The sequence below is a fragment of the Actinoplanes sp. NPDC051343 genome (genome assembly GCF_044455125.1).
GTDB lineage: Bacteria > Actinomycetota > Actinomycetes > Mycobacteriales > Micromonosporaceae > Actinoplanes.
This window is the reverse complement of sequence record NZ_JBITEL010000003.1, coordinates 200,387-217,145: the sequence shown is the minus strand read 5'-3', so window position 1 is coordinate 217,145 and position 16,759 is coordinate 200,387. Positions and strand designations below refer to the sequence as shown.

Genomic DNA, 16,759 nt, shown 5'->3' with positions numbered 1-16,759 from the left:
GCCGGCGCACCGATCAGCAGTGCCGCGGCCGCCACGGTCAGGGCCGTGTCGTACCCCTCGCGGATCTCGGCGCCGGTCGGGTCGGGGTTGTTGTTGAGCAGGGCCCGGGCGGTCATCATCATCCCGGGCGTACAGAATCCGCACTCCAGGCCGCGGCACTGCTGCACCCTCCGGGTTTCGCCGAATCTTGCGCCGACGTGCGGCAAAGTCAACAGCGACCTAAGCGATCTCTTAACTCGCTGTTGACGCGGCACCGGGCGATCACGGATGGTGCCACTATGCGCGACATCGTGGACGGCCTGGCCGCCTGGCGCTCCGCCGGGCACGCGTTCGCGCTGGCCACGGTCGTGCGCACCTGGCATTCGGCGCCCCGGCAGCCGGGCGCGGCGATGGCCGTGAACGACCGGGGCGAGGCGCTCGGCAGCGTTTCCGGCGGGTGCGTCGAGGCCGCCGTCTATGCGGCGGCCGAGGAGGTGCTCCGCACCGGAAAGGCACAGACCCAGACGTACGGGGTGAGCGACGACGAGGCGTTCGAGGTCGGTCTGACCTGCGGTGGAACCATCGAGGTGCTGATTCAGCCGGACTCCGCGCTGACCGACATCGACCAGGTCATCGCGGCGATCCTCGAGGGCCGGCCGGTGGCCACCGCGTCGGTTGAGAACGCCCAGCTCGTGGTCTGGCCGTTCACGTCCCGCGGGAGCCTGGGTGACTACGAGGTCGACCACTCCGCGGCGGCGCAGGCGGCCGGGATGCTGGCGGCCGGCACGACCGGGACGATCAGCGCGTGCGACGTGCCGGTGTTCGTGCAGTCGTACGCCACCCCGCCGCGCATGATCGTCTTCGGGGCGATCGACTTCGCGGGCGCGGTGGCCCGGATCGGCCGGTTCCTCGGCTACCGCGTGACCGTCTGCGACGCCCGCGGCGTCTTCGCCACCCGCAAGCGCTTCCCGGACGCCGACGAACTGGTCGTCGAGTGGCCGCACCGCTACCTGGCGAACACCCCGGTCGACGAGCGGACCGTCCTCTGTGTGCTGACCCACGACCCGAAGTTCGACATCCCGCTGCTCGAGGTCGCACTGCGGACCCCGGCCCGGTACATCGGCGTGATGGGCTCCCGGCGCACGCACGAGGACCGGCTGGACCGGCTGCGGGAGGCCGGCGTGACCGCGGGTGCGCTGGCCCGGCTGTCCGCGCCGATCGGCCTCGACCTGGGCGCCCGCACCCCCGAGGAGACCGCGGTGGCGATCGCGGCCGAGATCATCGCGCGGTCGTCGGGCGGGACCGGTCGTCCGCTGACCGAGCTGGCGACGCCGATACACGGATCGTCAATCACCTGATTCGAGCAGATTCCCGGAAGAAGCCGAGACCACCATGGGGTCATGGTGTCTCTGGTAGGGCGCGACGAACAGATCCGGCGGGCACTCGAACTGCTCGGCACGCTGCCGGTGGGCCGGCCGGCGGTGCTGGTCATCGAGGGGCCGGCGGGCAGCGGCCGGAGCCGCCTGCTGGCCGAGATCGCGGTCCGGGCCCGCGACCGCGGATGGCGCACGGTCGGCGAGATCGGCTGGATCACCGCCGACCGGGCCCGTCGGCTGCTGCAGCGGGCCCGCCGGGATCCCGGCCCGCTGCTGCTGACCTGCGATCATCCACATCGGATCGGTGCCGGCACGTGGCCCGCCCTCGACCGCCTGGCCCAGTCGGTGCCGGTGCTGGTCACGGTCACCGGCCGCATCGAGACCGACCCGCTGGCGGCCGACCATCTGCTCGGCGGCGAGACCCACCACATCCACCTGCCACCCCTCACCGGGGCCGAGGTCGCCGCGCTGGTCGCCGCCGCGCTCGGCGGCCGCCCGGCCGAGGACGTGCTGCAGCTCTGCCGGGTCGCCGCCGGACGGCCGGGCGCGCTGGCCGACCTGCTCGACGGGCTGCGCGAGGAAGGCCTGGTGCGGGCCGCGGACGGCCGGTTGAGCCTGGTGGCGACGCGGCTCCCCCGGCGTACCGAGTCGCGGCTGCACCGGCAGGTGGCCCTGCTCTCGCCGTCCGCCCGGCACCTGGTGCAGGCGGCGACCACGTTGCGGGGGCGGTTCCCGCTCGCTCGCCTGGCCCGGCTGATGCGCTCGGGTCTGGTCAGTCTGCTGCCGGCCCTCGACGAGGCGATCGCGGCCGGGCTGCTCGACGGCGACACCGATCTGCTGGCGTTCCGGCACGAACTGGTGCGGGCCGCGGTCGAGGCGACGATGCCCCGGCCGGTGGTGGCGGCGCTGCGCAGCGAGCAACCGCGTACCGGAACGCGCCGCCCGCACCCACCGGCCGCACCCACTCGCCGGGGCGGGTCGCGTGACCTGGCCGTGCTCAGCGTGCGCGAGCGCGAGATCGCCGAACTGGCCGGGCAGGCACTGACCAACCAGCAGATCGCGGGCCGGCTGAACCGCTCGCCGCACACGGTCAACTACCACCTGCGCCAGATCTTCCGGAAGCTCGGCATCAGCTCCCGCGTCGAACTGGCCGGTCTCACCGGCCGCGGTCACGCCGGCACCCGCCCGGGCGACGCATAGATCCAGTCCATGTCGGTCAGGGTCAGACCGGCCAGGTGCCGGTCCCGCCGCCGCTGTTCGGCGCCGTCCGCCAGGTGGTTGTCGTGTGCCCCGGCCCGGGAGGCGGCGGCGACCTGCTCGGCCCGCTCGTGACGTTCGGCCGCGTAGGCGGCGAGACCGCCCGATCCGGCGATGTGCGCGGCCAGCGATTCGGCGTCCTCCAGCGCCTGGCAGGCGCCCTGGGCCAGGAACGGCAACATCGGCCGGGCCGCGTCGCCCAGCAGGGCGATCTTGCCCCGCGCCCGCGGGCTTGGCGCCGGGCGCTCGAACAGCGGGTGGCGGTCGAACGAACCGGCCGCCGACAACAACCCGAGCACGGTCGGATCCCAACCGGCGTACGCCGGGAGAAGCTCGTCGGCCCGGACGCCCCGCGCGGGCCGCGGGGGCACAGCCGCGGGCAGCGTAGCGACCACGTTGAGACTCCGGCCCTCGTCGATCGGGTAGCAGACGCAATGCCGGCCCGGACCGAGCCACACGATGACGTCCACAGTAGAGAGCAGTGAGGCCGGCACGACGGCCCGGTAGGCCACGTGGCCGCTGAAGCGGAGCGGGTCGGCGATCAGGCCGGGCCGGACCGTCGAGTTCAGGCCGTCGGCGCCGATCAGCACGTCCGCCGGTTCGAACGTACCGTCGGGCAGGGTCACGCCGGGCCCGGCGACGGCGGTCACCGCTCGGCCCAGCCGCACCGACGAGGCGACCACGTCGTACAGGAGCCGGCGCAGCGTGGAACGGCGCAGGGTGACGTACGGATCGCCGTACCGGGAAAGCGCGGCCCGTCCCAGCGGGACCCGGCCGAGGAGCCCGCCGTCGCGCCAGCGCCGGAACTGCCGCCCGGCCGGCCGGAACGCGCCGCCCAGCGCGGCACCCAGCCCGAGCCGGCGCAGGACCGCGGTGGCGTTGGGCGACAGCTGCAGGCCGCCACCGGACGAGCCGAGCACCCGGTCGCGTTCCAGCACCACGCACGGGATGCCCCGGCGCCGGAGACCGATTGCCAGCGCTAGGCCCCCGATGCCGCCGCCGGCCACGACAATCCTCATCCGAACTCCCGATCAGTAGTACCGCAGGGCCCGATCCCAGTCCTCACCCGCCGCGAAGAGCCCGCGCGGTTTCATCAGCTCCGGCCCGGCGGTCAGCAGCCGGAAGGGCACGAGGGAACCGGGCGACATCGTTTCGATGCCGGCTTCGATGCCGTACGCCGCGCCGACCGCATCCCGAAGCGCAGCCGCGGCCGCCGAGGCGTGCTCCGGCGGCACCTCGATCTGCATCGTCAACCGGTTGCCGGCCGGGCGGGCCCGCCAGAACAGCACGCCGTACTCCGGCGGCAGCCCGAACACCAGCTCCTCGACCCCGACCTGGGTGAGCTCGCCGGCCGCGAAGGCGGTGCGCCCGAGGACCCGCACGGTCGGCAACGCCCAGCCGCACGGGCATTCGTCGAGCGAGACCTCGACCTCGTCCTCGGTGTTGTAACGCAACAACGGCATCGCCGACCGGTAGAGCGGCGTGACCACCAGCTGGCCGCGCCCGGCCGGCCGGAGGCGGCCCGAGATGAGCACCTCGAAGATCGCCCGATCAGCCCACAGATGCAGGCGGCCGTGCGGGCATTGGCCGGCCAGGCTGCCGGTCTCGGTCGCGCCGTACTCCTCGACCACCGGCACGCCCCAGATCTTCTCGATCCGGGCCCGCTTCGCCGGGCTGAGCGGGTCTCCGCCGACGAAGAGGGCGCGCAGGGCCGGGAAGTCGCGGATTCCGGCCAGGTCGGCCGCGGCCGCCCACAGCAGCGTGTCGGCGGCCAGCGACCACGTGAGCGTCACGTCGAGGTCGCGCAGCAGCCGCACCACGGTGGAGTACGGCGTGGCCAGCGACCGGTTGTCGGCCGGAACCACGGTCGCCCCGCGCGATCGGGCGGCCGCGTGCGCCAGGTGCCCCGTGATCATCAGGGCGTACGGCGTGCGGACCAGGAACGTGTCCGAGGGCTCGATGCCGACGTGCTTGCGGGCGTAGCGGTCGACCAGGTCGAGCCAGTCGTCGGCGGTGTAGTAGGACGCGGTCGGCGCGCCGGTGCTGCCGCTCGACTCGTGATAGGTCGCCAGCTCCGACCGGTCGACCGCAAGCATCCCGAACGGGTAGGCGTTGCGCAGGTCCTGCTTGGTGGTGAGCGGCATGTCGTCGAGCGCTGACAGGCCGAGCTTCCGATAGAACGGCGACCGCTCGGCGGCCTCCAGCGTGTGCGCGAGCTGCGCCTGTTGCAGGCGTCGCAGCCCGACCGCGTCGGTCCAGTCCCCCAGGTGCGGGCGTGTCACCATGTCGTGTCCTCCCCCAGCAGACGGCATGCGTTCGTCCACATGAGCCGGTCGTGGTCGGCCGGCGCCAGCCCGAGCGCCGCGCACTTCGCCAGCTCGACCGCCGGATGCTGCAGCGGGAACTCGGTGCCGAACAGCACCCGACCGGCGCCGAGCCGTTCGACGGCGGTCCGCGCGGTCACGGTCAGGCAGCCGGACAGTTCGGCCACCACGTTGGGCAGGGGCGCCAGCTCGGCCAGCCCGGCGACCTCCAGCCCGGTGTGACCGCAGTGCCCCCAGACGACAGTGGCCTGCGGAAACTCGAACGCCAGCCGGGCCAGATCGGCCGGCCGGCAGCCCGGACGCCCGGTCGTGACGACGTAGACCGGATGCCGCATCGCGACGGCGACCGACACCAGTTCGGCCACGACCGGCTCGTCCAGCCGGAACCCGTGCACGGCCGGGGAGATCTCCAGGCCGCGGAAGGCTTCCGCTTCCTTCCGGTACGCGTCGGCATCGCGCCGCGGATCCGCGAAGTAGAACGGCAGAAGCCGTCCCCCCGACCGCGCGCACGCCTGCGCGACCGCGGCGTTGTCGGCCGGCGTCTCGGCCCGTCCGCCGTACGTGATCTGCACCGACAACTCGTCCAGCCCGATCAGGCCGCCGGCGCTGACCGCGGCCCGGTCGATGCCGGCCCGGTCCATCGCCTGCAGCAGCCGGTCGCCGCCGCCGGGGACGAGGCGGGCGTGGAAGTCGAAGACGCTCATTGCTCGTAGCACTGTTCGTCGATCGGGTAGCCGACGTGCCGGTCCCGCCCGGGCAGGTAGCCGAGGATCCGGTCACCCGGCTTGAGCTCGGTCGAGTTGAGCACGGCCGGTTCTTGCGCGGTGGGGCCCGGTCCGAGCACCCGCACGTGCCAGTCGTCCTGCACGATGAGATTGGCCCGCTCGCCGCTCGGCGCGACCGCCTCGATGCTCAGCAGCGGCCGCGTCTCGATCTTGACTCGCCCGACGGTCACCCGCCGCGTGCGCCCGTCCGCCCCGACCGCCAGCACGGTGTCGCCGGCCGACAGTTCGCTCAGGTAACGCGTGCGCTCCGGCCCGGCCAGCGTGTACGACATGACCGCCCCCGCGTTGACCCGGAACGGCCGGGTCGGCATGTAGGGCAGCGGGTGGGTCTCGCTGACGCAGAGCAGCAGCGCCCGCGACCGCGACCCGGTCAGGATGCCCTCGTCGGTCCGCAGATAGGAGCAGGTGTCGACGCAGGCCCGGTCACCCCGCCCGGCGTGCCGCACGGCGGTGACCGTGAACGTGGTCAGGTCCAGGCGGGCCGGCCGGTAGCGCACCACCTCGGCGAGCCGGGTCGCGTCACCGGGCGCAGCCGGGGCGAGCAGCACGGCGTCCGGCCCGTGCTCGAGCACGGCCAGGTGCACCTCGGCGTCCTCGACCCGGTCGACCGCGGTCACGATCGTGCCGCTCGCCCCGTCGGCCGCCGCCAGCACGATCTCCATCGGGATGTTCGTCGGATCCCGGAACCGGATCAGCGTCACCGGATCGCGCCGCACCCCCTCGCAGGCGCGCTCCAGCGTCACCGCGTCGACGACCTCGTGCCGCCCCCCGACCAGAACGTCCGGGAAGCGGCCCTTGAGCGCCGCCGGATCACCGTGCATTGCCGGGTCGACCAGCAGGAGGTCCGCGTTGCCGATGTCGTCCGGGAGATCGAGCCCGATCGGCGCGAGCACCCGCGTGATCGTCGGTGGCAGCGTCTCCAGGTCGGCCACCTCGGAAGCGACAACGGCATCGAAGCGCTGGTGAAGCGCCTCCTCAGCGGCGGCCGCCCGCCAGCCGGGCAGCTCCCGCAGGTCAAGCCAGCACTGCTTCGCCCCGCGCGAGTTCTCCCCACGCAAGGCCGATCCGGCCGCGGCGGAGCCGGTGGGCGCGGTCATCGGATCGCCGCCGGGGTGCGGCCGTGGACCAGCGTGGCCAGGCGGTGGATCGCGGCGTCCGGGTCGGGGGAGGTGAAGATCAGGCGGCCGGCGGCGACACCGCCGGCGCCGGCGCGCAGCGAGCCGGCCAGTGCGGACAGCACCGCGTCGGGCCGGCCCGCCGCTCCGCCGGCCGCCAGCAGCGGGACCGGGCAGCCGGCGGCGATCCGGGCGACAGCCGCCTCGTCGCCCGGAAGTGCGGTCTTGACCAGGTCGGCGCCGAGTTCGGTGGCGACCGCCACGGCGTGGGCGACGACCCCGGGCGCGCGCTGGTCGGCGATCGCGGGACCCCGGGCGTACATCATGGCCAGCAGCGGCACGCCCCAACGGTCGCAGTCGCCGGCCACCGCGGCCAGGTGGGCGATCTGCCGGTCCTCGGTCGCCGCGCCCAGGTTGACGTGCACGCTGACCGCGTCGGCGCCCAGCCGCAGCGCCTCCTCGACCGTGGCCACCGGGAACTTCGCGTCCGGGTCGGGGGCCAGCGCGGTGCTCGCGCTGAGGTGCAGCACCAGGGCCAGGTCGCGGAACCGGTGGGCGGCGACCCGGCGCAGCGCCCCCTTGTGCAGCACCACCGCGTCGGCCCCGCCGGCGGCCAGCCGGCCGACCAGGTCGTCGAGGTCGGCCGCGATCGGGCCGGCCGTTATCGCGTGGTCGAGCGGCACCACGAGCAGCCTCGACCGGTCATGCCGATAAAGGCGGCCGAGACGTCGCCGGCGGCCACCGGATTCGTTGCCGAGCACCGCTTTCCCCCTTTTGCCATGAAGCAATTCGCACGCTATCGACGGGCGTCCCGCGGTCCCACTACTCGAATGAGTAGGTATTTCGGAACAAGCAGGTCACCAAGGCCGGAACGAGTAGGTGCCGGGCACTGCGACACGATTTATCAAACATTGACCAACGTCAAAGGACGTGTGAACATGCGCAGACGTGTCCGGGTTGGACACGACGAATCGGGAACCGTTGCGGTTCCCGACTTTTGGGCCACTCGTACGGATGAATTCCGGGGGTGGATGACCGTCCGTCGGGTGATGCTGAACCCCATCGAAAATGATCGACTGGATTTCTTGACGGGGCTGATGTCAAGATGCGCCGCGACGCCTCGGTGAGTTTCTGTCGCCCGGATGGGTCGGCCCGCCGCCGAGCCGAAAAGTCCGGGCGAAACTGGCATACGGCCGCCACCGAGCCACCGGTCGGGGCGCACGTCTGTCCGAAAGGGTCATTCGCCGATCGACAAGATCGGCCGGATCGGTCCGCCAGATACATGCAGACATCCGTGACGCCGCCATGGAGATCGCTCTGACCAGGTATTGCCGTTGCACAGCAGCCGACCGGCCGCCGGCCGCCGGCTCGATAGCGTCCGGGCTGCCGTCATGAAGGACGACATCTTCGGCCGGGACGCCGAGCTGGCGACCATCCGGCGGGCGCTCGAGGACACCGCGGCCGGTGCGGGGGGCTGCCACGTCCTGACCGGCCCGGCCGGCATCGGCAAGTCACGGCTGCTCCGCCGGGCCGGCGACATCGCCGACGAGCTGGGCATCGCGGTCGCGCACCGGGAGGCGTTCAAGCACGACCTGGCCGCCCCGCTGGTCACCCTGGCCGGGGCGCTGCGCAACTGCAGCCCGCCGACCGGGGAGTTCCGCTGGCTGGGCCGCCCCGACCGGCACGCCGACTCCTATCTGGTGCTCGAGCAGCTGCGGGCGTCGCTGGAGACGTTCGCCGCCCGCCGCCCGCTGCTCGTCGTCATCGACGACGCCCACTGGATGGACGAGCTGAGCGCGCTCGCCTTTCGCGAGCTGGTGCCGGCGCTGGAGTCGTTCCCGGTGCGGTGGATCTTCGCCGCCCGGGACGGCCGGCGGGATTCGACCGGGCGCGACTCGACCGGGCGCGACACCTTGGACTGGCTGACCCGCCGGGTCACCGAGCCGATGCGGCTGGACGTGCTCGGCGATCCCGCGGTGGCCGCGCTCTGCGCCGAGCGGGTCGGCAGCGAGGTCGACAACACCGTGCTCGCCCTGGCGTCCGGCTGCGGCGGCAACCCGCTGCGGGTCGAGCAGCTGGTCACCGCCCTGCGTCGCACCGGCCAGCTGGTGGTCAGCAACAACACCGCCACCGTGATCGGCGGCGACCTGCCGTCCAGCTTCGTCAACACCGTCCGCGACATCCTCGAGAGCCTGACCCCCGACACCCGGCTGCTGCTGCAGGCCGGTTCGGTGCCGCTGCGGCCGTTCGGCATCGAGGCGGCGGCCCGGCTGATGCGGCGCGACCCGGCCGACCTGTTCCCGCTGATCGACGAGGCGTCGGCGGCCGGCCTGCTGGTCGAGGACATCGACGGGCTCTCGTTCAAGCACGACCTGGTGCGCCAGGCGATCTACAACGGTCTGCGCCGGGCGGTCCGCGAGCAGTTGCACCGCGACGCCGCCGCGATCGCCCGCGCCGAGCACCGCCCGGCCCGCGAGGTGGCCGAGCACCTGCTGCACAGCGGCCGCGCCGGCTCGGCCGAGGCGGTCCGGTCGCTGCGGGACGCGGCGGCCGAGGTCGCCGAGGTCGCTCCGGCCACCGCGGCCGACCTGATCCTGCACGCGCTCGGCGCGATCGGCGAGCACGATCCGCAGCGGCCGACACTGGCCGCCGAGGCGGTCGGCCTGCTCGCCGCCGCGGCCCGGATCGCCGAGGCCCGCCGGCTGGGTGAGGAGGCGCTGCGCTCCGGCCTCGACCCGGAACACGAGGCCGCCCTGCTGCTCGGGCTGGCCGAGGCGTGCAAGCACGCCGGGCACAATCAGGCCTCGGTCGAATACGCCGACCGCGGCCTCGGCCTGGACGGCATCTCTGACGGACTGCGGGCCGGGCTGCACGCGATCCGCGCCCACGCTCTGGTCTACGTGGACGACCTGGCGGGCGCCGACGCCTCCGGTACCGAAGCCGACCGGCTGGGGCGCGCGGCCGGGGAGTCCGGCGCCGCGGTCTTCGGCGGCACCGCGCGCACCCTGGTCGCCCAGGCCGAGGGGCGGTTGACCGACGCGTACGCCCACGCCCGCGCCGCGACCGACCTGGCCGACAGCGGCGGAGCCGCCGGTCGCACGCGGCATCCCCGCATCTGGCTCGGCAGCGCGCTGACCTCGCTCGACCGCTTCGACGAGGCCGGGATCACGCTGCGCCGGGGCCGCGAGGAGTCGGAGCGGTTCGGCGCCAACTGGGCCCAGCCGCTCTGGCACTACTACAACGCCGCGCTGCTGACCGCCCGCGGCCGGCTCGACGAGGCGGCGGCCGAGGCCGACGCCGGGGTCAGCACGGCCGAGGCGCTGACCGCCAACCAGCTGGCGGTCCCGCTGCTCGGCTCGCTCATCCGGCTGGCCGTGCTCCGGGCCGACCTCGAGACCGCACAGAGCTGCCTGGTCCGGATGCGCCGATACACCGACGACGGCATCACCGCGGCCCCCGAGGACGTGCTCTGGCCGGAGGCGCTGCTGATCGCCGCGACCGGCGCCCCGGACGAGGCCGTCGCGCTGGTCGCCGGCCTCTACGACGCGATGCCGGCCCGGCCCGCCCTGCTCGCCGCCGATCCGGCCGCCGCCGGTCCGCTGGTCGCGCTCGCCCTGTCGGCCGGCGACCGCGGCCGGGCCGGGAGCGCCGCCCGGGCCGCCCGCGAGCTGGCCGGCCGCAACCCGGGCTCCCGGTCGGCGGCCGCCGCGGCCGACCACGCCGAGGGCCTGCTCAAGGAGGATCCCGGGCGGCTGCGGGCGGCGGTCGAGCAGTTCCGCGGCACCCCGCGCCCACTCGCCCTGGCCACCGCCCTGGAAGATGCCGCGGGGGCGGGCATCGATGCGGCGACCGCGCGCGCCTGGACCGAGGAGGCGCTGACCTTGGCCGTCGGGTGCGGCGCGCGCCAGGCGCAGGAGCGGCTGGAGAAGCGGCGCGGGCCGGTGCGGAGGGTGAAGGCCCCGCCGGCCTTCCTGCCGCAGCTCTCACCGGCCGAGCGCAACGTCGCCCTGCTGGTCGCCGAGGGGCTGACCAATGTCGAGGTGGCCGAGCGGCTGTTCCTGTCGCGGCACACCGTCGACAGCCACCTGCGCAAGATCTTCTCCAAACTGGGCATCGGGCGGCGGGTCGAACTGGCCAAGGTCGTCGCCCAGGAGCGCGCCGGGAATGGCTCGACTACGTGATGCGCGCGGGGTAGTCGCGAGACGAGTATGGGCGCCGGAGGTGCACTCGATGATGACGCCTGTCTTCCGCACGCCGGTGCTCGTGGTGGGCGCCGGGGTGACCGGCTGCCTCGTGGCTCTCGAACTCGCCCATCACGGGGTGTCCACGGTGGTGCTGGAGCGGGCGGCCCGGCCGCCGCGCCACCCCGACCTGACGCTCGTCGACGGCCGCAGCGTCGAACTGCTGCGCCGGCTCGGCCTGGCCGACCGCGTGCGCGCGGCCGCGGTCGACCCGGGCCGCCCGGTGGAGGTGCTCTGGAGCCGCCGGCTCGACCAGGCCCCGGTGCACATCTCCAACCTGCCCTCCCCCGACGAGCTGGCCCGGGCCTACGCGGTAGCGACCGACGAGGACGCGCTGGTCGAGCCCTATCTGCTGGTCACCGCCGCCGACCTGGCCGCGGCGCTGCTCGACGCGGTGCGCGCGCACCCGCTGACCGAGCTGCGCACCGGGTGGACCTGCACCGATCTGCGCCAGGAGCCGGGCGGCACGGTAGCGACCGCGCTCGAGGCCGGGTCCGGCACCCGCCATCTGATCGAGGCGGGTTACCTGGTGGGATGCGACGGTGCGCACAGCACCGTACGCCGGTGCCTGGGCGTGCCGATCGACGAGCTGGAACCGGCCGGTCATCACCTGAGCATCGCGTTCCACTATGCCCTGGCCGGGGACTCGGAGACCGGGCCGCTGGAGACCGACGGCCCCGGCCCGACGATGATCGTCGCCGGTGGCATCACCCTGAGCCGGCGCGGCCCGTCCGACGCCTGGGTCGCGCAGGTGCCGCTCGAGTGCGAGGACGCCGCCGCGACCGACCCGGCCCGCCTGCTGCGCGACCGGCTCGGCATCGACCTCGACGGCCCCGACCTGCTCGGCGTCGCCCAGTGGGACGACGGCCTGGGGGTGGCCGGCCACTTCCGGCGCGGCACGACGTTCCTGGCCGGGCAGGCGGCGCACCGGTTCCATCCGCCGAGCAGCCGGGTCGACACCTGCGTCGGCGATGCGGTCGACCTGGGCTGGAAGCTGGCCGCCGCGGTGCACGGCTGGGCCGGTCCGGCCCTGCTCGCGAGCTATGAGGGCGAGCGCCGGCAGCAGGCGCTGCTCGACCGGGAGTTGCTGGTGCGGGCGGTCGAGACCCGGCGCCGGTTCGGCCGGCTGGCCGCGGCCGGCGCCTCGGCCGACTTCCTGGCCCGCTTCGTGATCCAGGAGCCGCCCCAGCTCGACCCGGCCGGCACGGTGCGGTCGGGGGCCGACTCCCGCTCCCCGGTGCTGTGGCAGGAGCGTCCGGGTGCCCGGCCCGCACGCCGGGGCGTACGCCTGGGGGTGCGGCCGCCGGCCGTGCGGCTGGCCGGGGGCGAGCCCCTGCTCGACCGGCTCGGCCCCCAGTTCACGCTTGTCGACCTCACCGACCAGGCGGTCGGAAAGCCGCTGGTCGCGGCAGCCGAGGACCGGGGCGTGCCGATGACCTATTTCGGACTCGCGGATGCCGCGGTCCGCGCGAGCTGGGCCAGCCGCCTGGTCCTCATCCGCCCGGACCAGCACGTCGCGTGGCATGCCGACCGATCACCGTCCGATTGGGAGGCGGTTCTGGACGTGGTCACCGGCCGCCATCCCCACAACCACGTGAACACGTGATGCGGCACAGCGGCAGCACCAGCCACTCTCGACATCGCTGGACCAGTCACACACCCGAGAGGGCCGGTCATACCCGAGAGGCACAGGGCGATGTCAACGACGATCGAGGACTTCCGATACACCGTCATCGGCAAGTGGCACCGCCGGCTCGCCGACAACAAGTCGCCGCGGCGCAATCACTGGCAGACCAAGGTCGTCTATTACCAGGCCGCCGCCGAACTGCTCGCCGCCCGCCCGGGTCACCCGCTGACCTGGAAGAGCGTGGTTGGCGCGGCCCGTCCGCGGGGTTGCCGCAGCACGTTCTACGAGGTGGCGGGGGCGCACGCCCGGCACCGCATGGTCGACGACCTGATCGCCGACGGCGGCCCGGACGCGATGCAGATCGCCCTGCGCTACCTGCGCACCGACCCGGTCGAGCAGCTGATCGACGAGACCAAGGTGTGGTCGTTCTGGCCGTACCGGCAGCAGCTGATCGCGCGGTGGCTCAGCGGGGGGACCACCCGCGAGGGCCTGGAGGCCACGCTGATCGACGTGCTGTCGGCGTGGGCGCGCAACAATCCGGCGCTCGCCTCGGCGGTCGGGCACACCCCGCCGGCCTGCGCGGTCGAGGACCTGACCGTCCTGCACGAGGGTCAGCTGGCCGGAATGCGCTCGGCCGGCCGCCTCACCGACGTACTCCGGCACGCCGGCCGATAAAGATCTTTCCGACGCCGGGTCACGCGATCGCGTGACCCGGCGTTTTTCCGTACGCGTCGTCAGCCGGCCCGGACCAGTCGGATCGCGCTCCACGACACGGGCGGGAGGGTCGCGCTCAGCACCGAACCGTCGACGGCCACCCCGGAGGCCGGGCGTGGGACGACCCGGTCGGGCTGGTCGGCGGTGTTCACCGCGTACAGGTCCTCGTCGGTGAGGGTCCACGCCTCCGCGACCGACATCGGGTGTCCGAACCCGGCGACCGAGACCGTCAGGTCGAGGCCGTCGGTGAGGTGGCGGTTGACCGCGAAGACCGTGAGGTCACCGGTCTGCGGATCGTGGGTGGCGACCGCGTCGAGCAGCGGAACCGCACCGAACCGCGCGGTCTCGTAGGTCGGCGCGTGGATCTCCAGCCGCAGCACGTCGCCCCGGGCCAGCCGGGATGTCAGCGCGAACGGGTGGAAGATCGTCTGCCGCCAGGCCGGGCCGTCCGGCTCACTGCGGATCGGCGCGATGACGTTGACCAGCTGGGCCTGGCAGGCCGCGGTGACCCGGTCGCTGTGCCGGAGCAGCGAGATCAGCAGGTTGCCGACCACCACCGCGTCGGCCACGTTGTAGGTGTCCTCGATGACCCGCGGGGCGACCTCCCACCCGGTTTCCCGCTTGGCCTGGAACTCGCTCAGGTACCAGACGTTCCACTCGTCGAACGAGATCATCAGGCGTTTGGCGGACTTCAGGCGGGCGGCGACGCTGTCCGCGGTCGCGACCACGCTGTTGACGAAGTGGTCCATGTCGACCGCGGACGCCAGGAAGCTGCCCAGGTCGCCGTTGACCGGTTCGTAGTACGCGTGTGCCGAGATGAAGTCGACCGCGTCGTACGTCAGCTGAAGGACCTCGGACTCCCAGGCTCCGAACGTCGGCATCCCGGAGCCCGAACTGCCGCAGACCACCAGTTCGAGGTCCGGGTCGGCGCTGCGCAGCGCGCGGGCGGTCTCGGCGGCCAGCCGCCCGTACTCGTGGGCGGTCTTGTGCCCGGTCTGCCAGGGCCCGTCGAGCTCGTTGCCGAGACAGAACAGCTTGATCCCGTACGGTTCGGCGGCCCCGTTGGACCGGCGCTGCTCGGCCAGCCGGGTGCGGTCCGGATGATTCAGGTACTCGTGCACGTCGAGGGCCTCCTGGACGCCCCGGGTGCCCAGGTTGAGGGCGTACATGACCTCGACACCGGCCTTGCGCGCCCAGCGCATGAATTCGTCGACGCCGACCTCGTTGGTCTCCAGGCTGTGCCAGGCCAGGTCGCGCCGCACCGGCCGGTCGGCCCGCGGCCCGACCCCGTCCTCCCAGCGGTAGCCGGAGACGAAGTTACCGCCCGGGTAGCGCACCACGGTGACGCCGAGTTCGCGGGTCAGGTCGAGCACGTCCTGCCGAAAGCCGTCCGCGTCGGCGCTCGGATGGCCGGGTTCGTAGATGCCGGTGTAGACGCCGCGGCCCATGTGCTCGACGAAGGTGCCGAAGGTGCGGCGCGACACCGGGGCGACCGTGAACGCCGGGTCGAGGGAAAACGAAGCTGAGGTCACTTGAGGCTCCCTACGGCCAGACCGCCCTGCCAGTACTTCTGCAGGGTCAGGAACGCGATGATCAACGGGATGATCGAGACCAGGGAGCCGGTGATGATCAGTCCCCAGACCGAGGTGCCGCCGCCGTTGTTGCTGCTGGCCAGCTGCTCCCAGAGGTTGATGCCGACGGTCAGCGGGTAGAGCTTGGAGTCCGACAGCATGGTCAGCGGCAGGAAGTAATTGTTCCAGGTGGCGACCACCGACAGCAGCAGGACGGTGATCACGCCGGGCCGCATCAGCGGCAGGGCTACCCGTACGAAGGTGCGCAGTTCCCCGGCTCCGTCGATGCGGGCGGCGTCGAGCAGTTCGTCGGGCACCGAGGCGGTGGCGTAGATCCGCATCAGGTAGACCGCGAACGGGCTGAGCAGCGACGGCAGGATGACCGCCCAGATCGTGTCGGTCAGCCCGGCGTTGCTCATCATCACGAAGGTGGGGATGACCAGGGCGGTCAGCGGCACCATGACCGAGCCGAGCACCAGCGCGAAGATCGCGTTACGGCCGCGGAAGCTGTACTTCGCGAAGCCGTACCCGGCCAGCACCGAGATGACCGTGGCGCCGACGCCGCCGGTCACCGCGTAGAGCGCCGAGTTGCCGAGCCAGCGCAGGTACTCGCCGTTGTTGTAGGTGAACAGTTCCTTGAGATTGCCGAACAGGTGGAAGCCGTGGAACCAGAGCGCGCCGGAGCCCGAGAACAGGCCCTGCGCGTTCTTGGTGCTGGCCACGACCAGCCACCAGACCGGCACCAGGAAATAGCAGACCAGGGCGAGCAGCAGCAGCTTCGCCCAGACATGCCGGGGTGAGCTCGGGTGCTGGGGCGGGCTCACGTGAACAGGCTCCCTCGCTTGCGGGTGGCGAACATGAAGACGCCGACGGCCAGGAAAACCACGAAGCCGAGCGAGAACGAGATCGTCGACGCGTAGTTGAACTGGGCGTACGTGAAGGCCAGGTTGAACGAGTAGATGTTGGGCGTGAAGTCGGGCGTGACCGAGCCGTTGGCGATCGGACCGAGCACCTGCGGTTCGGTGAAGAACTGCAGGGTGCCGATCAGCGAGAAGACGATGATCAGCGCGAACGCACTCGAGATCATCGGGACCTTGATCCGCAGCGCGATCTGCCGGGCACCCGCCCCGTCGATCCGGGCCGCCTCGTAGATCGTCGAGTCGATGCTCTTCAGCGCGGCGTAGAGGATCACCATGTAGTAGCCGGACCACTGCCAGGTCACCACGTTGAGCAGGCCGTAGAAGATGTTGCCGTGGCTGAGCAGGAACGGTGCCTGCACGTTGAACAGGCCGGAGATCTGCTGCAGCGGGCCGAACGTCGGGCTGTACAGGAAACCCCACATGAGCGCGCCGATCACGGCGGGCACCGCGTACGGCAGGAAGATCATCAGGCGCGAGAAGCGGGCCAGCCGGCCGGTGATCTCGTCGAGCAGCAGCGCCGCGGCCAGCGCGACGATCATCTGCAGCGGGATCACGACCACGCTGAACCGCACGACCAGCCACAGACCCTTGAGGAACGACGGGTCGGTGAACGCCCGCGTGTAGTTGTCGATGCCGGCGAACGTAGTGCCGGTCGCCAGGCCCTTGGTGTAGAGGCTCAGGTAGCCCGCGTAGACCAGCGGCGCGACCAGGAACGCGGCGAAGACCACCAGGAAGGGCAGGATGAAGAGCCACCCCACGGCACCGCGCCGGGAGGATCCCGGCACGGCTTTCTTCCGTACGTCGTGGGCCGCACCGGCGTTCGTCGCCGCCGATTCGATGATGGCCATTC

General features: G+C 72.7%; 13 protein-coding genes and 1 pseudogene. 5 read left to right on the top strand and 9 right to left on the bottom strand.

Annotation, left to right across the window (positions count from 1 at the left end):
* Positions 1-59: 59 nt before the first annotated feature.
* Positions 60-362, bottom strand: a pseudogene (locus tag ACIA5C_RS11625) (2Fe-2S iron-sulfur cluster-binding protein); the annotation flags it as partial.
* Between ACIA5C_RS11625 and ACIA5C_RS11620 the strand changes: the two are divergent.
* The gene (locus ACIA5C_RS11620; protein WP_396053391.1) at positions 279-1,337 is read left to right on the top strand and encodes an XdhC family protein; all 1,059 of its coding nucleotides are present in this window, start codon (positions 279-281) and stop codon (positions 1,335-1,337) included. The pseudogene ACIA5C_RS11625 and the gene ACIA5C_RS11620 overlap by 84 nt on opposite strands.
* Before the next feature lie 42 nt (positions 1,338-1,379).
* Positions 1,380-2,555 carry a LuxR C-terminal-related transcriptional regulator gene (locus tag ACIA5C_RS11615; RefSeq protein WP_396053389.1) on the top strand — a complete coding sequence of 392 codons (1,176 nt, stop codon included), beginning with the start codon at positions 1,380-1,382 and terminating at the stop codon, positions 2,553-2,555.
* Here the strand turns inward: ACIA5C_RS11615 and ACIA5C_RS11610 are convergent.
* The 5 genes from ACIA5C_RS11610 to ACIA5C_RS11590 are packed head-to-tail and all read right to left on the bottom strand — an operon-like array spanning position 2,525 to position 7,597.
* Positions 2,525-3,631 (bottom strand): FAD-dependent monooxygenase, encoded by a 1,107-nt coding sequence (locus tag ACIA5C_RS11610; RefSeq protein WP_396053386.1) that lies wholly within the window; start codon positions 3,629-3,631, stop codon positions 2,525-2,527. The two genes, ACIA5C_RS11615 and ACIA5C_RS11610, sit on opposite strands and share 31 nt — an antisense overlap.
* A 12-nt stretch (positions 3,632-3,643) precedes the next feature.
* Positions 3,644-4,897 (bottom strand): phenylacetate--CoA ligase family protein, encoded by a 1,254-nt coding sequence (locus ACIA5C_RS11605; protein ID WP_396053384.1) that lies wholly within the window; start codon positions 4,895-4,897, stop codon positions 3,644-3,646.
* Complete coding sequence (locus ACIA5C_RS11600; protein WP_396053382.1) at positions 4,891-5,640, bottom strand: amidohydrolase family protein; 750 nt, start codon at positions 5,638-5,640, stop codon at positions 4,891-4,893. The genes ACIA5C_RS11605 and ACIA5C_RS11600 overlap by 7 nt, the downstream gene beginning before the upstream one ends.
* Positions 5,637-6,818: a 3-dehydroquinate synthase II family protein gene (locus ACIA5C_RS11595; RefSeq protein ID WP_396053380.1), complete on the bottom strand. Its 1,182-nt coding sequence runs from the start codon at positions 6,816-6,818 to the stop codon at positions 5,637-5,639. Before ACIA5C_RS11595 ends, ACIA5C_RS11600 begins: the two co-directional genes overlap by 4 nt.
* Positions 6,815-7,597, bottom strand: coding sequence for a 2-amino-3,7-dideoxy-D-threo-hept-6-ulosonate synthase (locus tag ACIA5C_RS11590; RefSeq protein ID WP_396053378.1), 783 nt, complete (start codon positions 7,595-7,597; stop codon positions 6,815-6,817). The genes ACIA5C_RS11595 and ACIA5C_RS11590 overlap by 4 nt, the downstream gene beginning before the upstream one ends.
* 630 nt (positions 7,598-8,227) lie before the next feature.
* On the opposite strand from ACIA5C_RS11590, the gene ACIA5C_RS11585 reads away from it, so the two are divergent.
* The 3 genes from ACIA5C_RS11585 (at position 8,228) to ACIA5C_RS11575 (ending at position 13,379) form a co-directional block, all read left to right on the top strand.
* On the top strand, positions 8,228-11,017 hold the full coding sequence (locus ACIA5C_RS11585) for an ATP-binding protein (protein WP_396053376.1): 2,790 nt from the start codon (positions 8,228-8,230) through the stop codon (positions 11,015-11,017).
* Between the two features lie 49 nt (positions 11,018-11,066).
* Complete coding sequence (locus tag ACIA5C_RS11580) at positions 11,067-12,683, top strand: FAD-dependent oxidoreductase (protein ID WP_396053374.1); 1,617 nt, start codon at positions 11,067-11,069, stop codon at positions 12,681-12,683.
* Between the two features lie 90 nt (positions 12,684-12,773).
* The gene (locus tag ACIA5C_RS11575) at positions 12,774-13,379 is read left to right on the top strand and encodes a hypothetical protein (RefSeq protein ID WP_396053372.1); all 606 of its coding nucleotides are present in this window, start codon (positions 12,774-12,776) and stop codon (positions 13,377-13,379) included.
* A 59-nt stretch (positions 13,380-13,438) separates the two neighbouring features.
* Here ACIA5C_RS11575 and ACIA5C_RS11570 read toward each other — a convergent pair whose 3' ends face one another.
* From ACIA5C_RS11570 to ACIA5C_RS11560, 3 genes are read right to left on the bottom strand one after another with little or no spacing between them, the layout of a single operon-like run.
* A complete protein-coding gene (locus ACIA5C_RS11570) occupies positions 13,439-14,950 on the bottom strand; it encodes an alpha-N-arabinofuranosidase (RefSeq protein ID WP_396053370.1) in 1,512 nt (503 codons plus the stop codon).
* Positions 14,947-15,813: a carbohydrate ABC transporter permease gene (locus ACIA5C_RS11565; RefSeq protein ID WP_396053368.1), complete on the bottom strand. Its 867-nt coding sequence runs from the start codon at positions 15,811-15,813 to the stop codon at positions 14,947-14,949. The genes ACIA5C_RS11570 and ACIA5C_RS11565 overlap by 4 nt, the downstream gene beginning before the upstream one ends.
* Positions 15,810-16,757, bottom strand: a complete 948-nt coding sequence (locus ACIA5C_RS11560; protein ID WP_396053366.1) for a carbohydrate ABC transporter permease — start codon at positions 16,755-16,757, stop codon at positions 15,810-15,812. The genes ACIA5C_RS11565 and ACIA5C_RS11560 overlap by 4 nt, the downstream gene beginning before the upstream one ends.
* Positions 16,758-16,759: the final 2 nt, after the last annotated feature.